16 protein-coding genes are annotated in these 13,628 nt (G+C 67.0%); 10 read left to right on the top strand and 6 right to left on the bottom strand.

Annotated features, from left to right (window positions below):
• Positions 1-79: 79 nt before the first annotated feature.
• The 3 genes from AB0J29_RS11845 to AB0J29_RS11835 all read right to left on the bottom strand — a co-directional run bounded on the left by AB0J29_RS11845 (position 80) and on the right by AB0J29_RS11835 (position 4,421).
• Positions 80-2,125 (bottom strand): ATP-dependent DNA helicase, encoded by a 2,046-nt coding sequence (locus AB0J29_RS11845; RefSeq protein WP_364783292.1) that lies wholly within the window; start codon positions 2,123-2,125, stop codon positions 80-82.
• A 122-nt stretch (positions 2,126-2,247) separates the two neighbouring features.
• Positions 2,248-2,814 carry a nicotinamidase gene (locus AB0J29_RS11840; RefSeq protein WP_364783289.1) on the bottom strand — a complete coding sequence of 189 codons (567 nt, stop codon included), beginning with the start codon at positions 2,812-2,814 and terminating at the stop codon, positions 2,248-2,250.
• A 311-nt stretch (positions 2,815-3,125) separates the two neighbouring features.
• Positions 3,126-4,421 carry a nicotinate phosphoribosyltransferase gene (locus AB0J29_RS11835; protein WP_364783358.1) on the bottom strand — a complete coding sequence of 432 codons (1,296 nt, stop codon included), beginning with the start codon at positions 4,419-4,421 and terminating at the stop codon, positions 3,126-3,128.
• A 120-nt stretch (positions 4,422-4,541) separates the two neighbouring features.
• On the opposite strand from AB0J29_RS11835, the gene clpS reads away from it, so the two are divergent.
• The 10 genes from clpS to rdgB all read left to right on the top strand — a co-directional run bounded on the left by clpS (position 4,542) and on the right by rdgB (position 11,584).
• Positions 4,542-4,862, top strand: a complete 321-nt coding sequence (gene clpS / locus AB0J29_RS11830; RefSeq protein ID WP_364505654.1) for an ATP-dependent Clp protease adapter ClpS — start codon at positions 4,542-4,544, stop codon at positions 4,860-4,862.
• 23 nt (positions 4,863-4,885) lie between these two features.
• Entirely contained in the window at positions 4,886-5,455 is a 570-nt protein-coding gene (locus AB0J29_RS11825) for a DUF2017 domain-containing protein (RefSeq protein WP_364783286.1), read from the top strand.
• Positions 5,456-5,521: 66 nt separating this feature from the next.
• Positions 5,522-6,583 (top strand): P1 family peptidase, encoded by a 1,062-nt coding sequence (locus AB0J29_RS11820; protein WP_364783283.1) that lies wholly within the window; start codon positions 5,522-5,524, stop codon positions 6,581-6,583.
• Between the two features lie 182 nt (positions 6,584-6,765).
• Entirely contained in the window at positions 6,766-7,188 is a 423-nt protein-coding gene (locus tag AB0J29_RS11815) for a M67 family metallopeptidase (protein ID WP_364783355.1), read from the top strand.
• A 51-nt stretch (positions 7,189-7,239) separates the two neighbouring features.
• A complete protein-coding gene (locus tag AB0J29_RS11810) occupies positions 7,240-7,512 on the top strand; it encodes a MoaD/ThiS family protein (protein ID WP_364783280.1) in 273 nt (90 codons plus the stop codon).
• Between the two features lie 8 nt (positions 7,513-7,520).
• Positions 7,521-8,483, top strand: coding sequence for a cysteine synthase (locus AB0J29_RS11805; protein WP_364783277.1), 963 nt, complete (start codon positions 7,521-7,523; stop codon positions 8,481-8,483).
• A gap of 103 nt (positions 8,484-8,586) precedes the next feature.
• On the top strand, positions 8,587-9,318 hold the full coding sequence (locus AB0J29_RS11800; RefSeq protein ID WP_364783274.1) for a rhomboid family intramembrane serine protease: 732 nt from the start codon (positions 8,587-8,589) through the stop codon (positions 9,316-9,318).
• A gap of 78 nt (positions 9,319-9,396) precedes the next feature.
• Positions 9,397-10,161: a cyclic nucleotide-degrading phosphodiesterase gene (locus AB0J29_RS11795; protein ID WP_364783272.1), complete on the top strand. Its 765-nt coding sequence runs from the start codon at positions 9,397-9,399 to the stop codon at positions 10,159-10,161.
• 41 nt (positions 10,162-10,202) lie between these two features.
• Positions 10,203-10,973, top strand: coding sequence for a ribonuclease PH (rph, locus tag AB0J29_RS11790; protein ID WP_364783270.1), 771 nt, complete (start codon positions 10,203-10,205; stop codon positions 10,971-10,973).
• Entirely contained in the window at positions 10,973-11,584 is a 612-nt protein-coding gene (gene rdgB, locus AB0J29_RS11785) for an RdgB/HAM1 family non-canonical purine NTP pyrophosphatase (protein ID WP_364783267.1), read from the top strand. Before rph ends, rdgB begins: the two co-directional genes overlap by 1 nt.
• Before the next feature lie 154 nt (positions 11,585-11,738).
• Here rdgB and AB0J29_RS11780 read toward each other — a convergent pair whose 3' ends face one another.
• The 3 genes from AB0J29_RS11780 to AB0J29_RS11770 form a co-directional block, all read right to left on the bottom strand.
• Positions 11,739-12,044 carry a DUF3817 domain-containing protein gene (locus AB0J29_RS11780; protein ID WP_364505906.1) on the bottom strand — a complete coding sequence of 102 codons (306 nt, stop codon included), beginning with the start codon at positions 12,042-12,044 and terminating at the stop codon, positions 11,739-11,741.
• A gap of 71 nt (positions 12,045-12,115) precedes the next feature.
• Positions 12,116-12,538 carry a transcriptional regulator gene (locus AB0J29_RS11775; protein ID WP_364783352.1) on the bottom strand — a complete coding sequence of 141 codons (423 nt, stop codon included), beginning with the start codon at positions 12,536-12,538 and terminating at the stop codon, positions 12,116-12,118.
• 99 nt (positions 12,539-12,637) lie between these two features.
• Positions 12,638-13,513: an oxidoreductase gene (locus tag AB0J29_RS11770; protein WP_364783264.1), complete on the bottom strand. Its 876-nt coding sequence runs from the start codon at positions 13,511-13,513 to the stop codon at positions 12,638-12,640.
• Between the last annotated feature and the right edge of the window lie 115 nt (positions 13,514-13,628).

Here is a 13,628-nt window from a genome sequence, read left to right as displayed (position 1 = left end):
TGTGGGATGGGCTGTCACCGGAATCGCCGGGGGTCAATTTCCTTCCATGTGGAACTTGACCGGTGATAAGTGAGTGGAGTCACACCGTGGCTGCGGTCAGGCGGCGCAGCGCCTTCGCGACCACCTCCGGGTCGGAGGTCTCCCAATACGGCGGAAGCGAGGCACGTAGATAGCCGCCGTAACGGGCCGTAACCAGACGCGAGTCGAGAATCGCGACGACACCGCGGTCATCGACGCTGCGGAGCAGCCGGCCGGTTCCCTGCGCGAGCAGCAGTGCGGCGTGGTTGGCTGCCACCGTCATGAACCCGTTGCCGCCGCGGGACTCCACCGCGCGCTGTCGAGCCGTCAGCAGCGGATCGTCCGGGCGGGGGAACGGAATCCGGTCCAGGATAACCAGACTCAGTGACGGGCCGGGCACATCGACGCCCTGCCACAGCGACAGCGTGCCGAACAGGGAGGTCTCGGGGTCGTCGGCGAACTTGCGCACCAGCGCGCCGGTCGCGTCGTCTCCTTGACATAAAACGGGCGTATCCAGCCGCTCGCGCAGTGCCTCGGTGGCCGCGCGCGCGGCGCGCATCGAGGAGAACAGCCCGAGTGTGCGCCCGCCCGCGGCGCTGATCAACCGCTCGATTTCGTCGAGATAGGCCGGTGCCAGACCGTCGCGGCCGGGCGCGGGCAAATGCTTGGCGACGTACAGGATGCCGGATTTGGCGTGGTCGAACGGCGAGCCGACATCGAGCGAACTCCAGCGCACGGTATCCGCGTCCGCGGGCGCCTCGGCGCCGTTGGCGGTCGCGGTATCGCTGCGGTTGGCCGATTGTGCGGGCAGGCCCCAGGTGATCGCGAGTCCGTCGAAGGAGCCGCCGATCTGCAGGGTGGCCGAGGTCAGCACGACGGTGGCGGTGCCGAAAAGTCTGCTACGCAGTAGTCCGCCCACCGACAGCGGCGCCATCCGCAGCGTGCGCCGGGTGACGCCGCGGATCTCGTCGGCGGCGAGCCAGATGACATCCTGGCGCGTGGCCGGATCGCCTTCGTCGAAGGCGGTCAACGCGCGCACCGCGCTGTCGTGCACCTCATCGATGGCAGCCAGCGCCTGGGTGCGTGCGGCGGCGCTTTCCGGATCGCCCTGTGCGGTGGTGCCGCCCGGTGGCGCGAGCGCGGTGCGCGCATTCCAGGCGGCATCGCGGACCAGCGCGAGCACCGGTGCGATGCCAGCGGGCAGTGCGTCCCAGCGGGCGGCGGGCAGATCATCGAGCACCGTGTGCCAGGCCTCGGCGGCCTCCTCCAGCCGGTCGACTTCCTGCTGGTCGATGAGTTTGGCGCAGCGCCGGGCCGCGGTGCTGATCGCCGTTGGGGCCAGTTCGGCGGTGGCGATGCCGGTGACCCGGTCGACAAGCTCATGCGCCTCATCGATGACGACCACATCGTGTTCGGGCAGCACCTGGATGCCGCTGATCGCGTCGATGGCGAGCAGGGCGTGATTGGTCACCACCACATCGGCCTGCGCCGATTCCGTCCTGGCTCGTTCGGCGAAGCAGTCCTGGCCGAACGGGCAGCGCGACTTGCCGAGGCATTCCCGCGAGGACACGCTGACCTGGCGCCAGGCCCGATCGGTGACGCCGGGGGCGAGTTCGTCCCGATCGCCGGTTTCGGTATTCGAGGCCCATTCGTTGAGCCGCTGCACCTCCCGGCCCAACCGCGAGATGGCGAATGCGTCGAAGAGCTCCGCCTCGGCAGGCTCGTCCGGAATTGCGCTGTTGATCTTGTTCAGGCACAGATAGTTATTGCGCCCCTTGAGGATCGCGAATTTCGCCTCGCGCCCCAATGGCTTGCTCAGGGCCTCGGCCAATCGCGGCAGATCCCGGTCGACGAGCTGACGTTGCAGCGCGATCGTCGCGGTCGACACCACCACGGTCCGACCGGTGCGCACCGCGTGACGCAGACTCGGCACCAGATACGCCAGTGACTTTCCGGTCCCGGTGCCCGCCTGCACCGCGAGGTGCTCCTTGGTATCGATGGCGTGATCCACCGCCGCCGCCATCTTCACCTGCCCGACGCGCTCCTTCCCGCCGAGCGCGCGCACAGCGGTGGCCAAAAGCTCGGGAAGGGGCGGCAGTTCGGGCACGCGACGAGCCTACTTGTTCGCACCGACACACATCACCGCCCGATCGGATCATCGGCCTGCTTCACACACCTGCCATCCGCGAACCCGGCGTGTCCTGCGACAGTCGGGGTAGGCGGTCTGCGCTAGCGAACGACAGAACCCTCGATGTCTACTCCGGCCCCGCGCATGCGATCGAGCGCGGCGGTGGTCGTATCGGGTGCGACGCCCGCGGTGAAGTCCAGCAGCACCCTGGTGCCGAAACCTTCGATGCGGGCGTCCAGTGCGGTCGCGCGTACGCAGTGGTCGGTGGCGATTCCGACGATGTCGAGTTCATTGATGGCACGCTCGCGCAGCCAATCCGCGAGGCTGGTGCCGTCCTCGGTGGCGCCTTCGAAACCCGAATAGGCGGCCGAGTATTGGCCCTTGGAGAAGATCTCCTGGATCTGCTCGGTATTCAGGGCGGGGTGGAAATCCGCACCGGAGGTGCCGACCCGGCAGTGCGGCGGCCAGGTGTCCACATAATCCGGATGCTCGGAGAAATGGCCACCGGGGTCGATGTGGTAGTCGCGGGTGGCGACGACCGCACTGTAATGCGCGGAGTTCAGGTAGCCGGTGATGCGCCGGGCGACCGTGGCCCCGCCCGTGACGGCCAGTGATCCGCCCTCGCAGAAATCGTTCTGCACGTCGACAATGATCAACGCTCGGTTCATGTCGACCTCACTTTCCCAGGATCTCCAGCGCCGAGGGTGTGAACACTCGGGCTCTTGCCTGTGGATTACATTGTGCGCCTGATCGATCGGTCGGGCTACGACACTCGGAGGTCCATGTGAGCCGCACTGTCGGAATTCCGATCGCACTCTTCATCGGCTACACGGCCTACCTCGCCACCGCTTTCTGCTCGGCAACCGACCCGACGAGGTGGGTGACTGGGTGCGGCTGCTGATCAAGGGGTTCCTGATCGTGCTGGTCGCAGTCTCCTGTGTGGATTGGCTGGCCACGCGCGAAGCCGTCCGCGCCCGGGTCAATTCACAAATGTCGTCGGAATCGCAGGCTCCCCGGCCGACAGTTTCAGGCCCTCCCACGGCAGGCTGACCAACCCTCGGGCCACCAACGTGCGACTGTCCGCGAGCGTTGGCAGCCCGGCGATCGGTTCGCCACCGCGCACCAGCGGGGCCAGCAGCTCACGAACCTCGAATCCGTTTGCGGCGGGCTGGCTTCCGGCGGCCGGGTAGACGATCTCCTCGACCACGGTGCCGGTCCGCCGAGACAGCCGAATCGCCTTCTTGGTGCCGCCGCGCGATTCCTTGTGGCTGCTGCGCTTGGCGACCGGCAGCCCGTCCACCTCGACCAGCTTGTAGACCATTCCGGCGGTGGGCGCCCCGGACCCGGTGACCAGCGACGTCCCGACCCCGTAGGCGTCCACCGGTTCGGCCCGCAGTGCGGCGATCGCGTACTCGTCCAGATCGCCGGAGACCACGATGCGCGTCTTGGCCGCGCCGAGTCCGTCGAGTTGCTCGCGTACCTGTCTGGCCAGTACGCCGAGATCACCGGAATCGATACGGACACCGCCCAATTCGGGTCCGGCGACCTCGATGGCGGTCGCCACCCCCTTGGTGATGTCGAAGGTGTCCACCAGCAGGGTGGTGCCGATGCCGAGCGCCGTGATCTGCCCGCGGAATGCGGCCGCCTCGTGCGCGCCGTCCGCGGTGCTGTGCAGCAGGGTGAACGCATGTGCGCTGGTGCCCGCGCCGGGCACGCCGAAGCGGCGCACGGCCTCCAGATTGGAGGTGGCGTCGAAGCCGGCCAGATAGGCGGCGCGCGAGCAAGCCGGCGCGGCGAGTTCGTGGGCGCGGCGCGAGCCCATCTCGATCATCCGGCGGCCACCGGCCGCACTCACCATGCGGGCTGCGGCCGAGGCGATCGCGCTGTCGTGATTGAGGATCGACAGCGCAAGGGTCTCCAACAGGACGCATTCGGCGAAGCTGCCGCGCACCGAAAGGATCGGGGAGCCGGGGAAATAGAGTTCGCCCTCCGGATAGCCGTCGATATCGCCGGTGAAGCGGAACTCGCGCAGCCAATCGATGGTCTTCGAGTCCAGGAAACCGGCCGCGATGTCGAGCTCCGCCTCCTCGAAACGGAAATGCGCCAACGCTTCGATCAGTCGGCCGGTGCCCGCGACAACGCCGTAGCGGCGACCATTCGGCAAGCGCCGTGCAAATACCTCGAAGGTGCAGCGGCGGTGCGCCGAGCCGTCGCCGAGGGCGGCCGCGAGCATGGTCAGTTCGTACTGATCGGTCAGTAGTGCGGTGCTGCGCATGTCCACGCAAGCCACTGTAGATAGCGGTAGCGGGCATGATAGGCCGGTGGCGTCGGGATGTACGGCAATTCCTGGTGCGCGGGTGTTGTGTATCCGGAGTCGAGTCGTACCCTGAGTGTTATGGGCTTGTGCGAAGCGAACACGACACTGTCGGCGGCACAGGCGACTCCGGAGGCGGTCGAATACACCGAGATCCTGGAGGCCGAGGACCGTCCGTGGGTGACGGTCGTCTGGGACGATCCGGTCAACCTCATGCACTACGTCGCGTACATCTTCCAGAAGCTGTTCGGCTACAGCAAAGCGAAGGCGACCGAATTGATGCTCAAAGTGCACAACGAGGGCAAGGCAGTCGTGTCGTCGGGTTCGCGGGACAAGATGGAACAGGACGTGCGACGGCTGCACGCCGCGGGACTCTGGGCGACCATGCAACGGGACGACTGACCGGTACGACTACCCTGACAGCAGTGCGTAAGTGGAGCCGGAAAAACTCGCTGAGCGGCCTCAAATTGCGATCCGAGATGGACGCGCGTGAGGCGAACGTGCTGCGGTCCCTGGTCGGCGCCGTTTCCGGCCTGCTGACCGAGCGGGCTCAGTCCGCACCCGACGATGAGCTCGCCGAGCTCACCGGGCTGCGGACCGGTAATACCACCCCGCCCGACGATCCCCGGCTGCACCGGCTGCTACCGGACTTCCACCGGAGCGAACCGGGTTCGCCCGACGCCGATCGCGCCGATCTCAATAGCGCGCTGCGCGGCCTGCACGAGCCGGAGATCATCGACGCCAAGCTCGCGGCCGGCTCGGTGGTGCTGAATACGGTGCCGACCGATGGCGGGAAGATTGTGCTGACGCCGGAGCAGGCCGACGCCTGGTTGACTGCGCTGACCGATGTGCGGTTGGCATTGGGCACGGTGCTCGGAGTCGATGCCGAGACACCGGATCACCTCGAACCCGATGATCCGCGTGGGCCGCATCTGGACGTGTACCACTGGCTGACGTGGATGCAGGATTCGTTGCTGCAGGCGCTCGCGCCCTGACGGTCGTCCCTGTGGGGTCGGCATGCTTGCATGGAGATCGTCGACGAGCACTCAGGAGCACATACGGTGAATGCGCAAGCGGGACCACGGAATTCGCTCACCGATGTGCCCGGCCTGCTGGTCGGGCACCATCACGTGCTCGATCCGGACGCGACGCTGGGTTCCGGCGCGGCGGCCGGCTGCACCGTCGTGCGCGTGCCCGGCGGGGCGATCGCCGCCGTCGATGTGCGCGGCGGCGGACCGGGGACCAGGGAAACCGATCTGCTCGACCCGGGTAACACTGTGCGTCAGGTGAATTCGATCCTGCTCACCGGCGGCAGCGCTTACGGACTCGCGGCCGCCGACGGCGTAATGCGTTGGCTGGAGGAGCATCACGAGGGCATCCCGATGGATCCGACCGACCCGAGTCGGGTGGTGCCCATCGTCCCTGCCGCGGTGATCTTCGATCTTCCGGTGGGGGACTGGAGAATTCGGCCGACCGCCGATTTCGGCTTCCTGGCCGCCGATGCGGCGGCGGAGGAGTTCGAGCGTGGGTGCGTCGGTGCGGGTGTCGGCGCGCGGGCCGGTTCGATCAAGGGCGGTGTGGGGACCGCGAGCGTTGTGCTCGGCGCGGGTCCCGCCGCGGGCGTCACGGTGGCGGCGCTGGTCGTCGCCAACCCCGTCGGCTCGGTTTTCGACCCGCGCACCGGCCTGCCCTGGGGCGTCGGTACGGAAGGCCCCGACGCATTCGGCCTGCGATCGGCAACGCCCGAGCAACTGGCCGTTGCCAACGCCCTCCCGGTCAAGGGCACCGTCCTCAACACGACCATCGGCGTGGTCGCCACCGACGCACCCTTGGACCCGACCGGCTGTCAGCGCATGGCAACCACCGCCCACGACGGGCTCGCCCGCGCCATCCGCCCCGCCCACTCACCCCTCGACGGCGACACCCTCTTCGCCCTCTCGACCGGCACCGCCGAAACCACCGCCGCTGTGTTGCCGCCCGCCTTCCCGACCGACCTCCTGGTCCTGGATGAGGTCTGCACCGCCGCCGCGGTCTGCGTCGAGCGCGCCATCGTCGACGCGATCCTCACCGCCCATTCCGTAGCAACCATCCCCGCCTACTCCGACCTCTTTCCGCGCTCCTAGCGGGTCGCGCAGAGCGTCGAATGCCCTCGCATATCGACTTGCCGCCCGACATGCCGTGTGGCATCCGCGAAAGTGTGCGCGGGAGCACCGGGGAGGGACCGAGGGAGGGGTGGGTGGGAATAGCCGAATATTCTGGGTGGTTGTCGGGTGCGAATATGCTGGATGCGGAAGGGTTCGATGTTGTGCTGGTGATCAGGACCGACCTGGTGGAGGCAATGGTGGCGCATGCGCGCGCCGATCACCCTGACGAGGCCTGTGGCGTCATCGCCGGTCCGGAGGGGGCGGATCGGCCGGAGCGGTTCATCGCCATGGTCAATGCCGAGCGCTCGCCGACCTTCTACCGGTTCGATTCCGGTGAACAGCTGAAGGTGTGGCGCGCGATGGACGATGCCGACGAGACCCCGGTGGTGATCTACCACTCACACACCGCCACCGAGGCCTACCCGAGCCGCACCGATATCGCCTATGCGTCCGAGCCGTTCGCGCATTACGTGTTGATCTCCACCCGCGATCCGGAGCAGCACGAGCTGCGCAGCTACCGGATCGTGGACGGTGTGGTCACCGAGGAGCCGGTCGAGATCGTCGATGCGTACGAGACCGTCTAGGCCATATTCCAAAACTGTTCAGGCTATGTTCGTCGAATTCGAGGAGTTCCCATGCCGGTAACCGTGTCCATCCCGACCATCATGCGTGGCCTTACCGGAGGCGAGAAGCGCGTCGACGCTCAGGGCTCGACGCTGTCCGCGCTGATCGACAACCTCGAGGCCAACCATCCGGGCCTCGCGGAGCGGCTGCTCAAGGACGGCAAGCTGAACCGCTACGTCAACATCTACGTCGACGACGAAGATGTGCGTTTCGCGGGCGGTCTCGCGGCGGAGGTGCCCGAGGGCGCCAGCGTCACCATCCTGCCCGCCGTCGCCGGAGGCTGATCGACCCCGTGGCACGCTATGAATCGCTGATCGCGACTCTCGGCAACACCCCGCTGGTCGGGCTGCGTAACCTGTCCCCGCAGTGGGACGGTGACCACCCGGTGCGGCTGTGGGCCAAGCTGGAGGACCGCAACCCGACCGGTTCCATCAAAGACCGGCCGGCCCTGCGGATGATCGAACAGGCCGAGGCCGATGGCCTGCTGACACCCGGCTGCACGATCCTGGAGCCGACCAGCGGAAACACCGGAATTTCGCTGGCCATGGCGGCCAAACTCAAGGGCTACCGACTGGTCTGCGTGATGCCGGAGAACACCTCGGTCGAGCGCCGTCAGCTGCTGACCATGTTCGGTGCCGAGATCATTGATTCCCCGGCGGCGGGCGGTTCGAATCAGGCGGTCGCACTGGCCAAGCAGATCGCCGCGGAGCATCCGGACTGGGTGATGCTGTACCAGTACGGCAATCCGGCCAATGCCTTGGCGCACTACGAGACGACCGGCCCGGAAATCCTTGCCGACCTGCCCGAGATCACGCATTTCGTCGCCGGTCTCGGCACCACCGGAACGCTCATGGGAACCGGCCGCTTCCTGCGCGAGAAGGTGCCCGGCATCGAAATCGTCGCGGCCGAACCGCGTTACGGCGAACTCGTGTACGGACTGCGCAATATCGATGAGGGCTTCATTCCCGAGCTATACGACGAGTCGGTACTGACCACTCGTTTCTCGGTCGGTCCCTTCGACGCGGTGAAGCGCACGCGCGAACTGGTGTTGGAAGAGGGCATCTTCGCGGGCATTTCGACCGGCGCGATTCTGCATGCGGCACTTGGTGTCGCGCGCAAATGCGTGCGGGCGGGCACGCGGGCGGATATCGCATTCGTGGTTGCCGATGGTGGGTGGAAGTACCTGTCCACCGGCGCGTACGACGGGACGCTCGAAGAGGCCGAGAAACGCCTCGACGGCCAACTCTGGGCCTGAGTTCCGACCGGATTCATCGCCCCGCCCGGTCGCGATACGGCCCGGTACTCTCGAAAGAGCGGGCCCTCGCGCGCCGAGGGGCCCGCTCGACGAGGAGGTTGCGATGACCGGCGGTTCGGGAATCGGTTCGTCGTTCGATCCCGAGCGGATCGCCGCACTGCGCGGCCAACTGGGGCAGCCGATCGGTTCGACACCGAGCGTGCCGACGTCCGGTACGCCCGCCGAACCGCACAATTTCGCACCGATCAAACAGCTCTGGCTGCGCGCGGGCATCATCATCACCGCATTCGTCGCCCTGCTCTACGGCATCGAAGGCGTCGACAACCTCGACCACAACCAACTCGATAACAACGGCATCGAACCGCGCGAGGCGCACGGCCTGTGGGGCATTCTCTGGGCCCCGGTCCTGCACCACGGCTGGGATCACCTGTTCGCGAATACGCTTCCGGTTCTCGTCCTCGGCTTCATCACGCTGCTCGCGGGCATCGGGCGCGGGCTCGCCGCCACCGCGATCATCTGGATCGTCGCCGGAGTTGGCGTCTGGCTCAACGGCGCCACCGGATCGGTACATCTGGGCGCCTCGTCGCTGATCTTCGGCTGGCTGACCTTCCTGATCTCGCGCGGCTGGTTCGCGCGCAATCTCGTGCAGATCCTCGTCGGCCTGGTTGTGCTGGCGATTTACGGGTCGGTGCTGTGGGGTGTGCTGCCCGGACAGCCCGGAATCTCTTGGCAGGGGCATCTTTTCGGGGCAGTGGGTGGAGTGCTGGCCGGTTGGGTAGTCTCCGGGGATGAACGTCGACACCGTCGCGGGGATCGATCCGGAGTCAATGCGTAGCCGCGGTAGTCGCGTGGCGCGCAGCGGAATGTGGGGGATCGGTTCTTGAGTCAGAATTCGTCGTGGCAGCATGGGGGAATGCGCCTTACCGTCCTCGGGTGCTCGGGCAGTGTGTCCGGCCCGGACTCCCCAGCGTCGGGGTACTTATTGACCGGGCCGGATATGTCGCCGGTGGTCATCGATTTCGGACCCGGCGTGCTCGGCGCATTGCAGCGCTACGCCGATCCCGGTGAGGTCGATATCTTCCTCTCGCATCTGCATGCCGATCACTGCCTGGATCTGCCCGGACTGCTGGTCTGGCGGCGCTACCACCCGACACCCCCGGTGGGAAGGGCGATCGTGCGCGGTCCGTCCGATAGTGCGGTGCGCATCGGCAATGCCTCCGCCGAAGTCGGCGGTGCCTGCGACGACTGGTCCGACGTCATCGATCACCAGCCGTGGGTCGAGGGCGAAGCGGTCGAATTCGGTCCGGGCCATACGGTGCTCGCGCGTCGGATGTATCACCCGCCGGAGTCGTACGGGCTGCGTATCGCGACGTCGGACGGGCGGACCTTCGTCTACACCGGCGATACCGCGATGTGCGATGCGGTACTCGAACTCGCGCAGGGCGCCGACATCCTGATGTCGGAGGCGTCGTGGACGCACGATCCGGCCAACCGGCCGCCCGGCATTCACCTCTCCGGCACCGAGGCGGGCCTTATCGCCGCGCGTGCGGGCGTGAAAGAGCTGCTGCTCACCCACATTCCGCCGTGGACATCGCGCGAGGACGTGATCGCCGAGGCGAAGGCGCAGTTCTCCGGACCGGTGCACGCCGTCGCACCGGGCGAGACCTTCGATATCTGACCGGTTGCCGCGCGCGGTAACCATGTGACTAGGCTTGGCCCGTGTCGAGACGAGCCGATGGCAGGGCGGACGATGAACTCCGCGAGGTACGGATCACCCGTGGCTTCACCACGCATCCAGCCGGTTCGGTGCTGGTGGAGTTCGGGCAGACCCGGGTGATGTGCACCGCGAGCGTCACCGAGGGCGTGCCCCCGTGGCGTCGCGATTCCGGACTCGGCTGGCTCACCGCCGAATACGCGATGCTGCCCGCCGCCACACATACCCGCAGCGGACGGGAATCGGTGAAGGGCAAGGTCGGGGGGCGCACCCAGGAGATCAGCCGGTTGGTCGGGCGGTCGCTGCGCGCGTGCATCGATCTGGCGGCCATCGGCGAGAACACCATTGCCATCGACTGCGATGTGCTGCAGGCCGACGGCGGCACTCGGACCGCGGCCATCACCGGCGCGTATGTCGCGCTCTCGGATGCGGTCACTTACCTCGGCGCGGCGGGCGGATTGGCCGACCCGCAGCCGATCTCGTGTGCGATTGCCGCGGTGAGCGTCGGCGTCGTCGACGGTCGGGTGCGGTTGGACCTGCCGTATGAAGAGGATTCGCGCGCCGAGGTCGATATGAATGTGGTCGCCACCGATACCGGCACCCTGGTGGAGATCCAGGGCACCGGTGAGGGCGCCACCTTCCCGCGCTCCACCCTGGACAAGCTGCTCGACTCCGCGCTCGCCGGATGCGAGCAGCTGTTCGCCATCCAGAAGCGGGCGCTCGCGCTGCCGTATCCGGGTGTGCTGCCGCAGCCTGCCGAGTCGAAGAAGAAGTGATGGCGCGCCGGGTCCTGGTCGCCAGCCGCAATGCCAAGAAGTTGAATGAACTGCGTCGGATTCTCGCCGAGGCGGGTATCGCGGGCATCGAGGTCGTCGGACTCGGTGATGTGCCCGCCTACGACGAGGCGCCCGAGACCGGCGCGACCTTCGAGGAGAATGCGCTGGCAAAGGCGCGCGATGGTGCGGCCGCCACCGGATTGCCCTGTGTCGCAGACGATTCCGGGATCGCGGTGGACGCATTGAACGGGATGCCCGGTGTGCTGTCGGCGCGCTGGTCCGGGGTGCACGGCGACGATGCGGCCAATAACGCGCTGCTGCTCGCCCAACTCGGTGACGTACCGGATGAGCGCCGTGGCGCACAGTTCGTCTCCGCCTGTGCGCTGGTGGTGCCGGATGGCACCGAGATCGTTGTACGCGGTGAATGGCCCGGCACGGTCGGACCGAAACCCGTGGGCGACGGCGGATTCGGCTACGACCCGCTGTTCATTCCGGCGGGCGGCGATATCACGGCTGCCCAGCTGACCCCCGCCGAAAAGGATGCCGTCTCGCACCGGGGTCGCGCGCTCACCCGGCTCCTGCCCGTACTCGCGGCTCTCGCGGATTCCTGAATCTGCCGCCCCTGTGGATCCAGGGACTGGTGTGGTCGATCGCTGAGTTCTGGATCAGCCGCACTGTTGTGGGGCGTGGAGCTGGTGTGGTTGTTCGCTGAGTCCTGGATCAGCAGCACTGCTGCGGCCCCATAACTGGTGCGGCGTTCGCGGGTCAGAGGTTGAAGTCCCGCTTGACCTTGTTCGCGTTGGCGTGTTCGACGAAGAAGGACAGCAGCGGGATGGTGCCCGCGATCAGGGTGCCGACGGTGCGCGGGATCGGCCAGCGGACTTTGACCGCGAGATCGGCGGTGACCAGCAGGTAGACGAAGTAGACCCAGCCGTGCACGACCGCGATCCAGTTCGGGGTGTGCACGTCGAAGCCGTACTTGGCGATCATCTCGCCGGTGAGCAGCAGCAGCCACAGACCCGTCGTCCAAGCGAGCACGCGGTAGCGCAGCAGTGCGGGCTTGATCTTCACGACGTTCGCAGTCGTGGCCGTCGGCTCCGGTGCGCGCGTCGCGGCGGTTTCGGTTGAGTTCTCGCTGGTGGTCAACCGGCGCTCCTCTGTGTGTCGTGGGCCAGGCCCGCATCCCGGATGTGTTGGTCGATATCTTTGGCGTGCAGCTCGGACAGATATTTGTTGTATTCCGCGAGCACCGGATCGTCGTCGCGGGCCGCCTTGGGCCGCTCGGGCAGCAGTCCGGCCGGAATCTCGCGCGGCGCATCGGCTTTCGTGGGTCGGCGGCGGGCCTTCGCGGCGGCCGGTTCGGCTTTCTCCGCCGTGTTCGCATCCGCCTCGGATTCGGACTCCAGCCGTACGAACCGGAAGTAGGCGAACACCGCGAACCCGGCGAACAGCGGCCACTGCAATGCGTAGCCGAGATTCTGGCCGGTGCCGCTCGCGGATTCGTACCGCTCCCACTGCCACCAGCCCAATGCCAGGCAGGCGAGGGCGGCCACGATCACCAGCATGATAAGGGCCGGGCGATTGTGTGCCGAGCGGCGAGGGGGAGCGGACACGCATACCACGGTACCCGTCTACTACACGGTACGTAGGAGCAGGTCGAGTCCTCAGAACTTGTAGGTGATTCCGGTCATGCGCTCGGATTCCTCCCACAGGCGGCGCTGGAGTTCCGGATTGTTCGACAGCGTGCTCGACGGTGCGGGCTCGACCGGGCCCTGACTCTGGAACCATCGGTTCGGACCCCAGTAGGTGGTGGGGTCGGCATCGGGCATGGTGGCCGCGAACAGGGTGGACTGGGCGGCCCTGGCCGGGGGATGACCGATGATGCGAATGAAGGGCTTGCTGAACCGGTCGATCGGGGTTTCGGTCTTGGCGAACAGATCCGTCGCCGAGACGCCCGGGTGCACCGCGTAGGAGCGCTTATCGGAGCCCGCCGCGGTCAGCCGCCGCTGCAGTTCGCGGGCGAACATGAGGTTGGCGAGCTTGGACTGGGCGTAGGCGAGGTTGCGCCGGTAGCGGCGGTGCTCGTAATTGAGATCATCGATCCACAGCTTCGGGGTCTGTCTGTGCGCGATGCTCGCCAGGCTCACCACCCGGTCGCGGAGGCGATCCAGCAGCAGTCCGGTCAGCGCGAAATGTCCGAGGTGGTTGACGCCGAACTGGGTCTCGAATCCGTCTTTGGTGCGGGAGAACGGAATGTTCATCAGACCGGCATTATTGATGAGCACATCGAATTCGCCGGTCTTGTCGGCGAATTCGCGCACCGATGCCAGATCGGCCAGATCGAGCCGCTCGACCCGGACGTCGCCGCCGATCCGGTCGGCGATCGGCTGCGCCTTCTCGACATTGCGCACGGCCATGATCACCGTGCCGCCCTTACTCGCCAGCACCGTGGTGGTCTCGACGCCGAGGCCGCCATTGGCCCCGGTGACGATGAAGGTGCGCCCACTCTGGTCGGGTATCTCTCGCGGGTTCCACGCCATGAGGCCGACCCTACTCCGGAGTAAGGTTTGAAGGAAGTGTCCGGTCCACCCCACAGTTGGCTGGTGTGCACCGAGTTGCTGTGCGACGAAGCGTTGTGCCTCAGTCTGGACTTTT

It is taken from the genome of Nocardia sp. NPDC049707 (assembly GCF_040674855.1).
Lineage (GTDB): Bacteria > Actinomycetota > Actinomycetes > Mycobacteriales > Mycobacteriaceae > Nocardia.
Note: the sequence above shows the minus strand (reverse complement) of the source record. Positions and strands in the feature narration are given on the sequence as shown.

What these genes read in the sequence shown, in the direction of transcription:
- AB0J29_RS11770 (WP_364783264.1), bottom strand. Translation starts at nt 13,513, where the DNA reads ATGGCGTGGAACCCGCGAGAGATACCCGACCAGAGTGGGCGCACCTTC.
- AB0J29_RS11835 (WP_364783358.1), bottom strand. Translation starts at nt 4,421, where the DNA reads ATGCGCAGCACCGCACTACTGACCGATCAGTACGAACTGACCATGCTC.
- AB0J29_RS11810 (WP_364783280.1), top strand. Translation starts at nt 7,240, where the DNA reads ATGCCGGTAACCGTGTCCATCCCGACCATCATGCGTGGCCTTACCGGA.
- AB0J29_RS11840 (WP_364783289.1), bottom strand. Translation starts at nt 2,814, where the DNA reads ATGAACCGAGCGTTGATCATTGTCGACGTGCAGAACGATTTCTGCGAG.
- AB0J29_RS11800 (WP_364783274.1), top strand. Translation starts at nt 8,587, where the DNA reads ATGACCGGCGGTTCGGGAATCGGTTCGTCGTTCGATCCCGAGCGGATC.
- clpS (WP_364505654.1), top strand. Translation starts at nt 4,542, where the DNA reads ATGGGCTTGTGCGAAGCGAACACGACACTGTCGGCGGCACAGGCGACT.
- rdgB (WP_364783267.1), top strand. Translation starts at nt 10,973, where the DNA reads ATGGCGCGCCGGGTCCTGGTCGCCAGCCGCAATGCCAAGAAGTTGAAT.
- AB0J29_RS11775 (WP_364783352.1), bottom strand. Translation starts at nt 12,538, where the DNA reads ATGCTGGTGATCGTGGCCGCCCTCGCCTGCCTGGCATTGGGCTGGTGG.
- AB0J29_RS11795 (WP_364783272.1), top strand. Translation starts at nt 9,397, where the DNA reads ATGCGCCTTACCGTCCTCGGGTGCTCGGGCAGTGTGTCCGGCCCGGAC.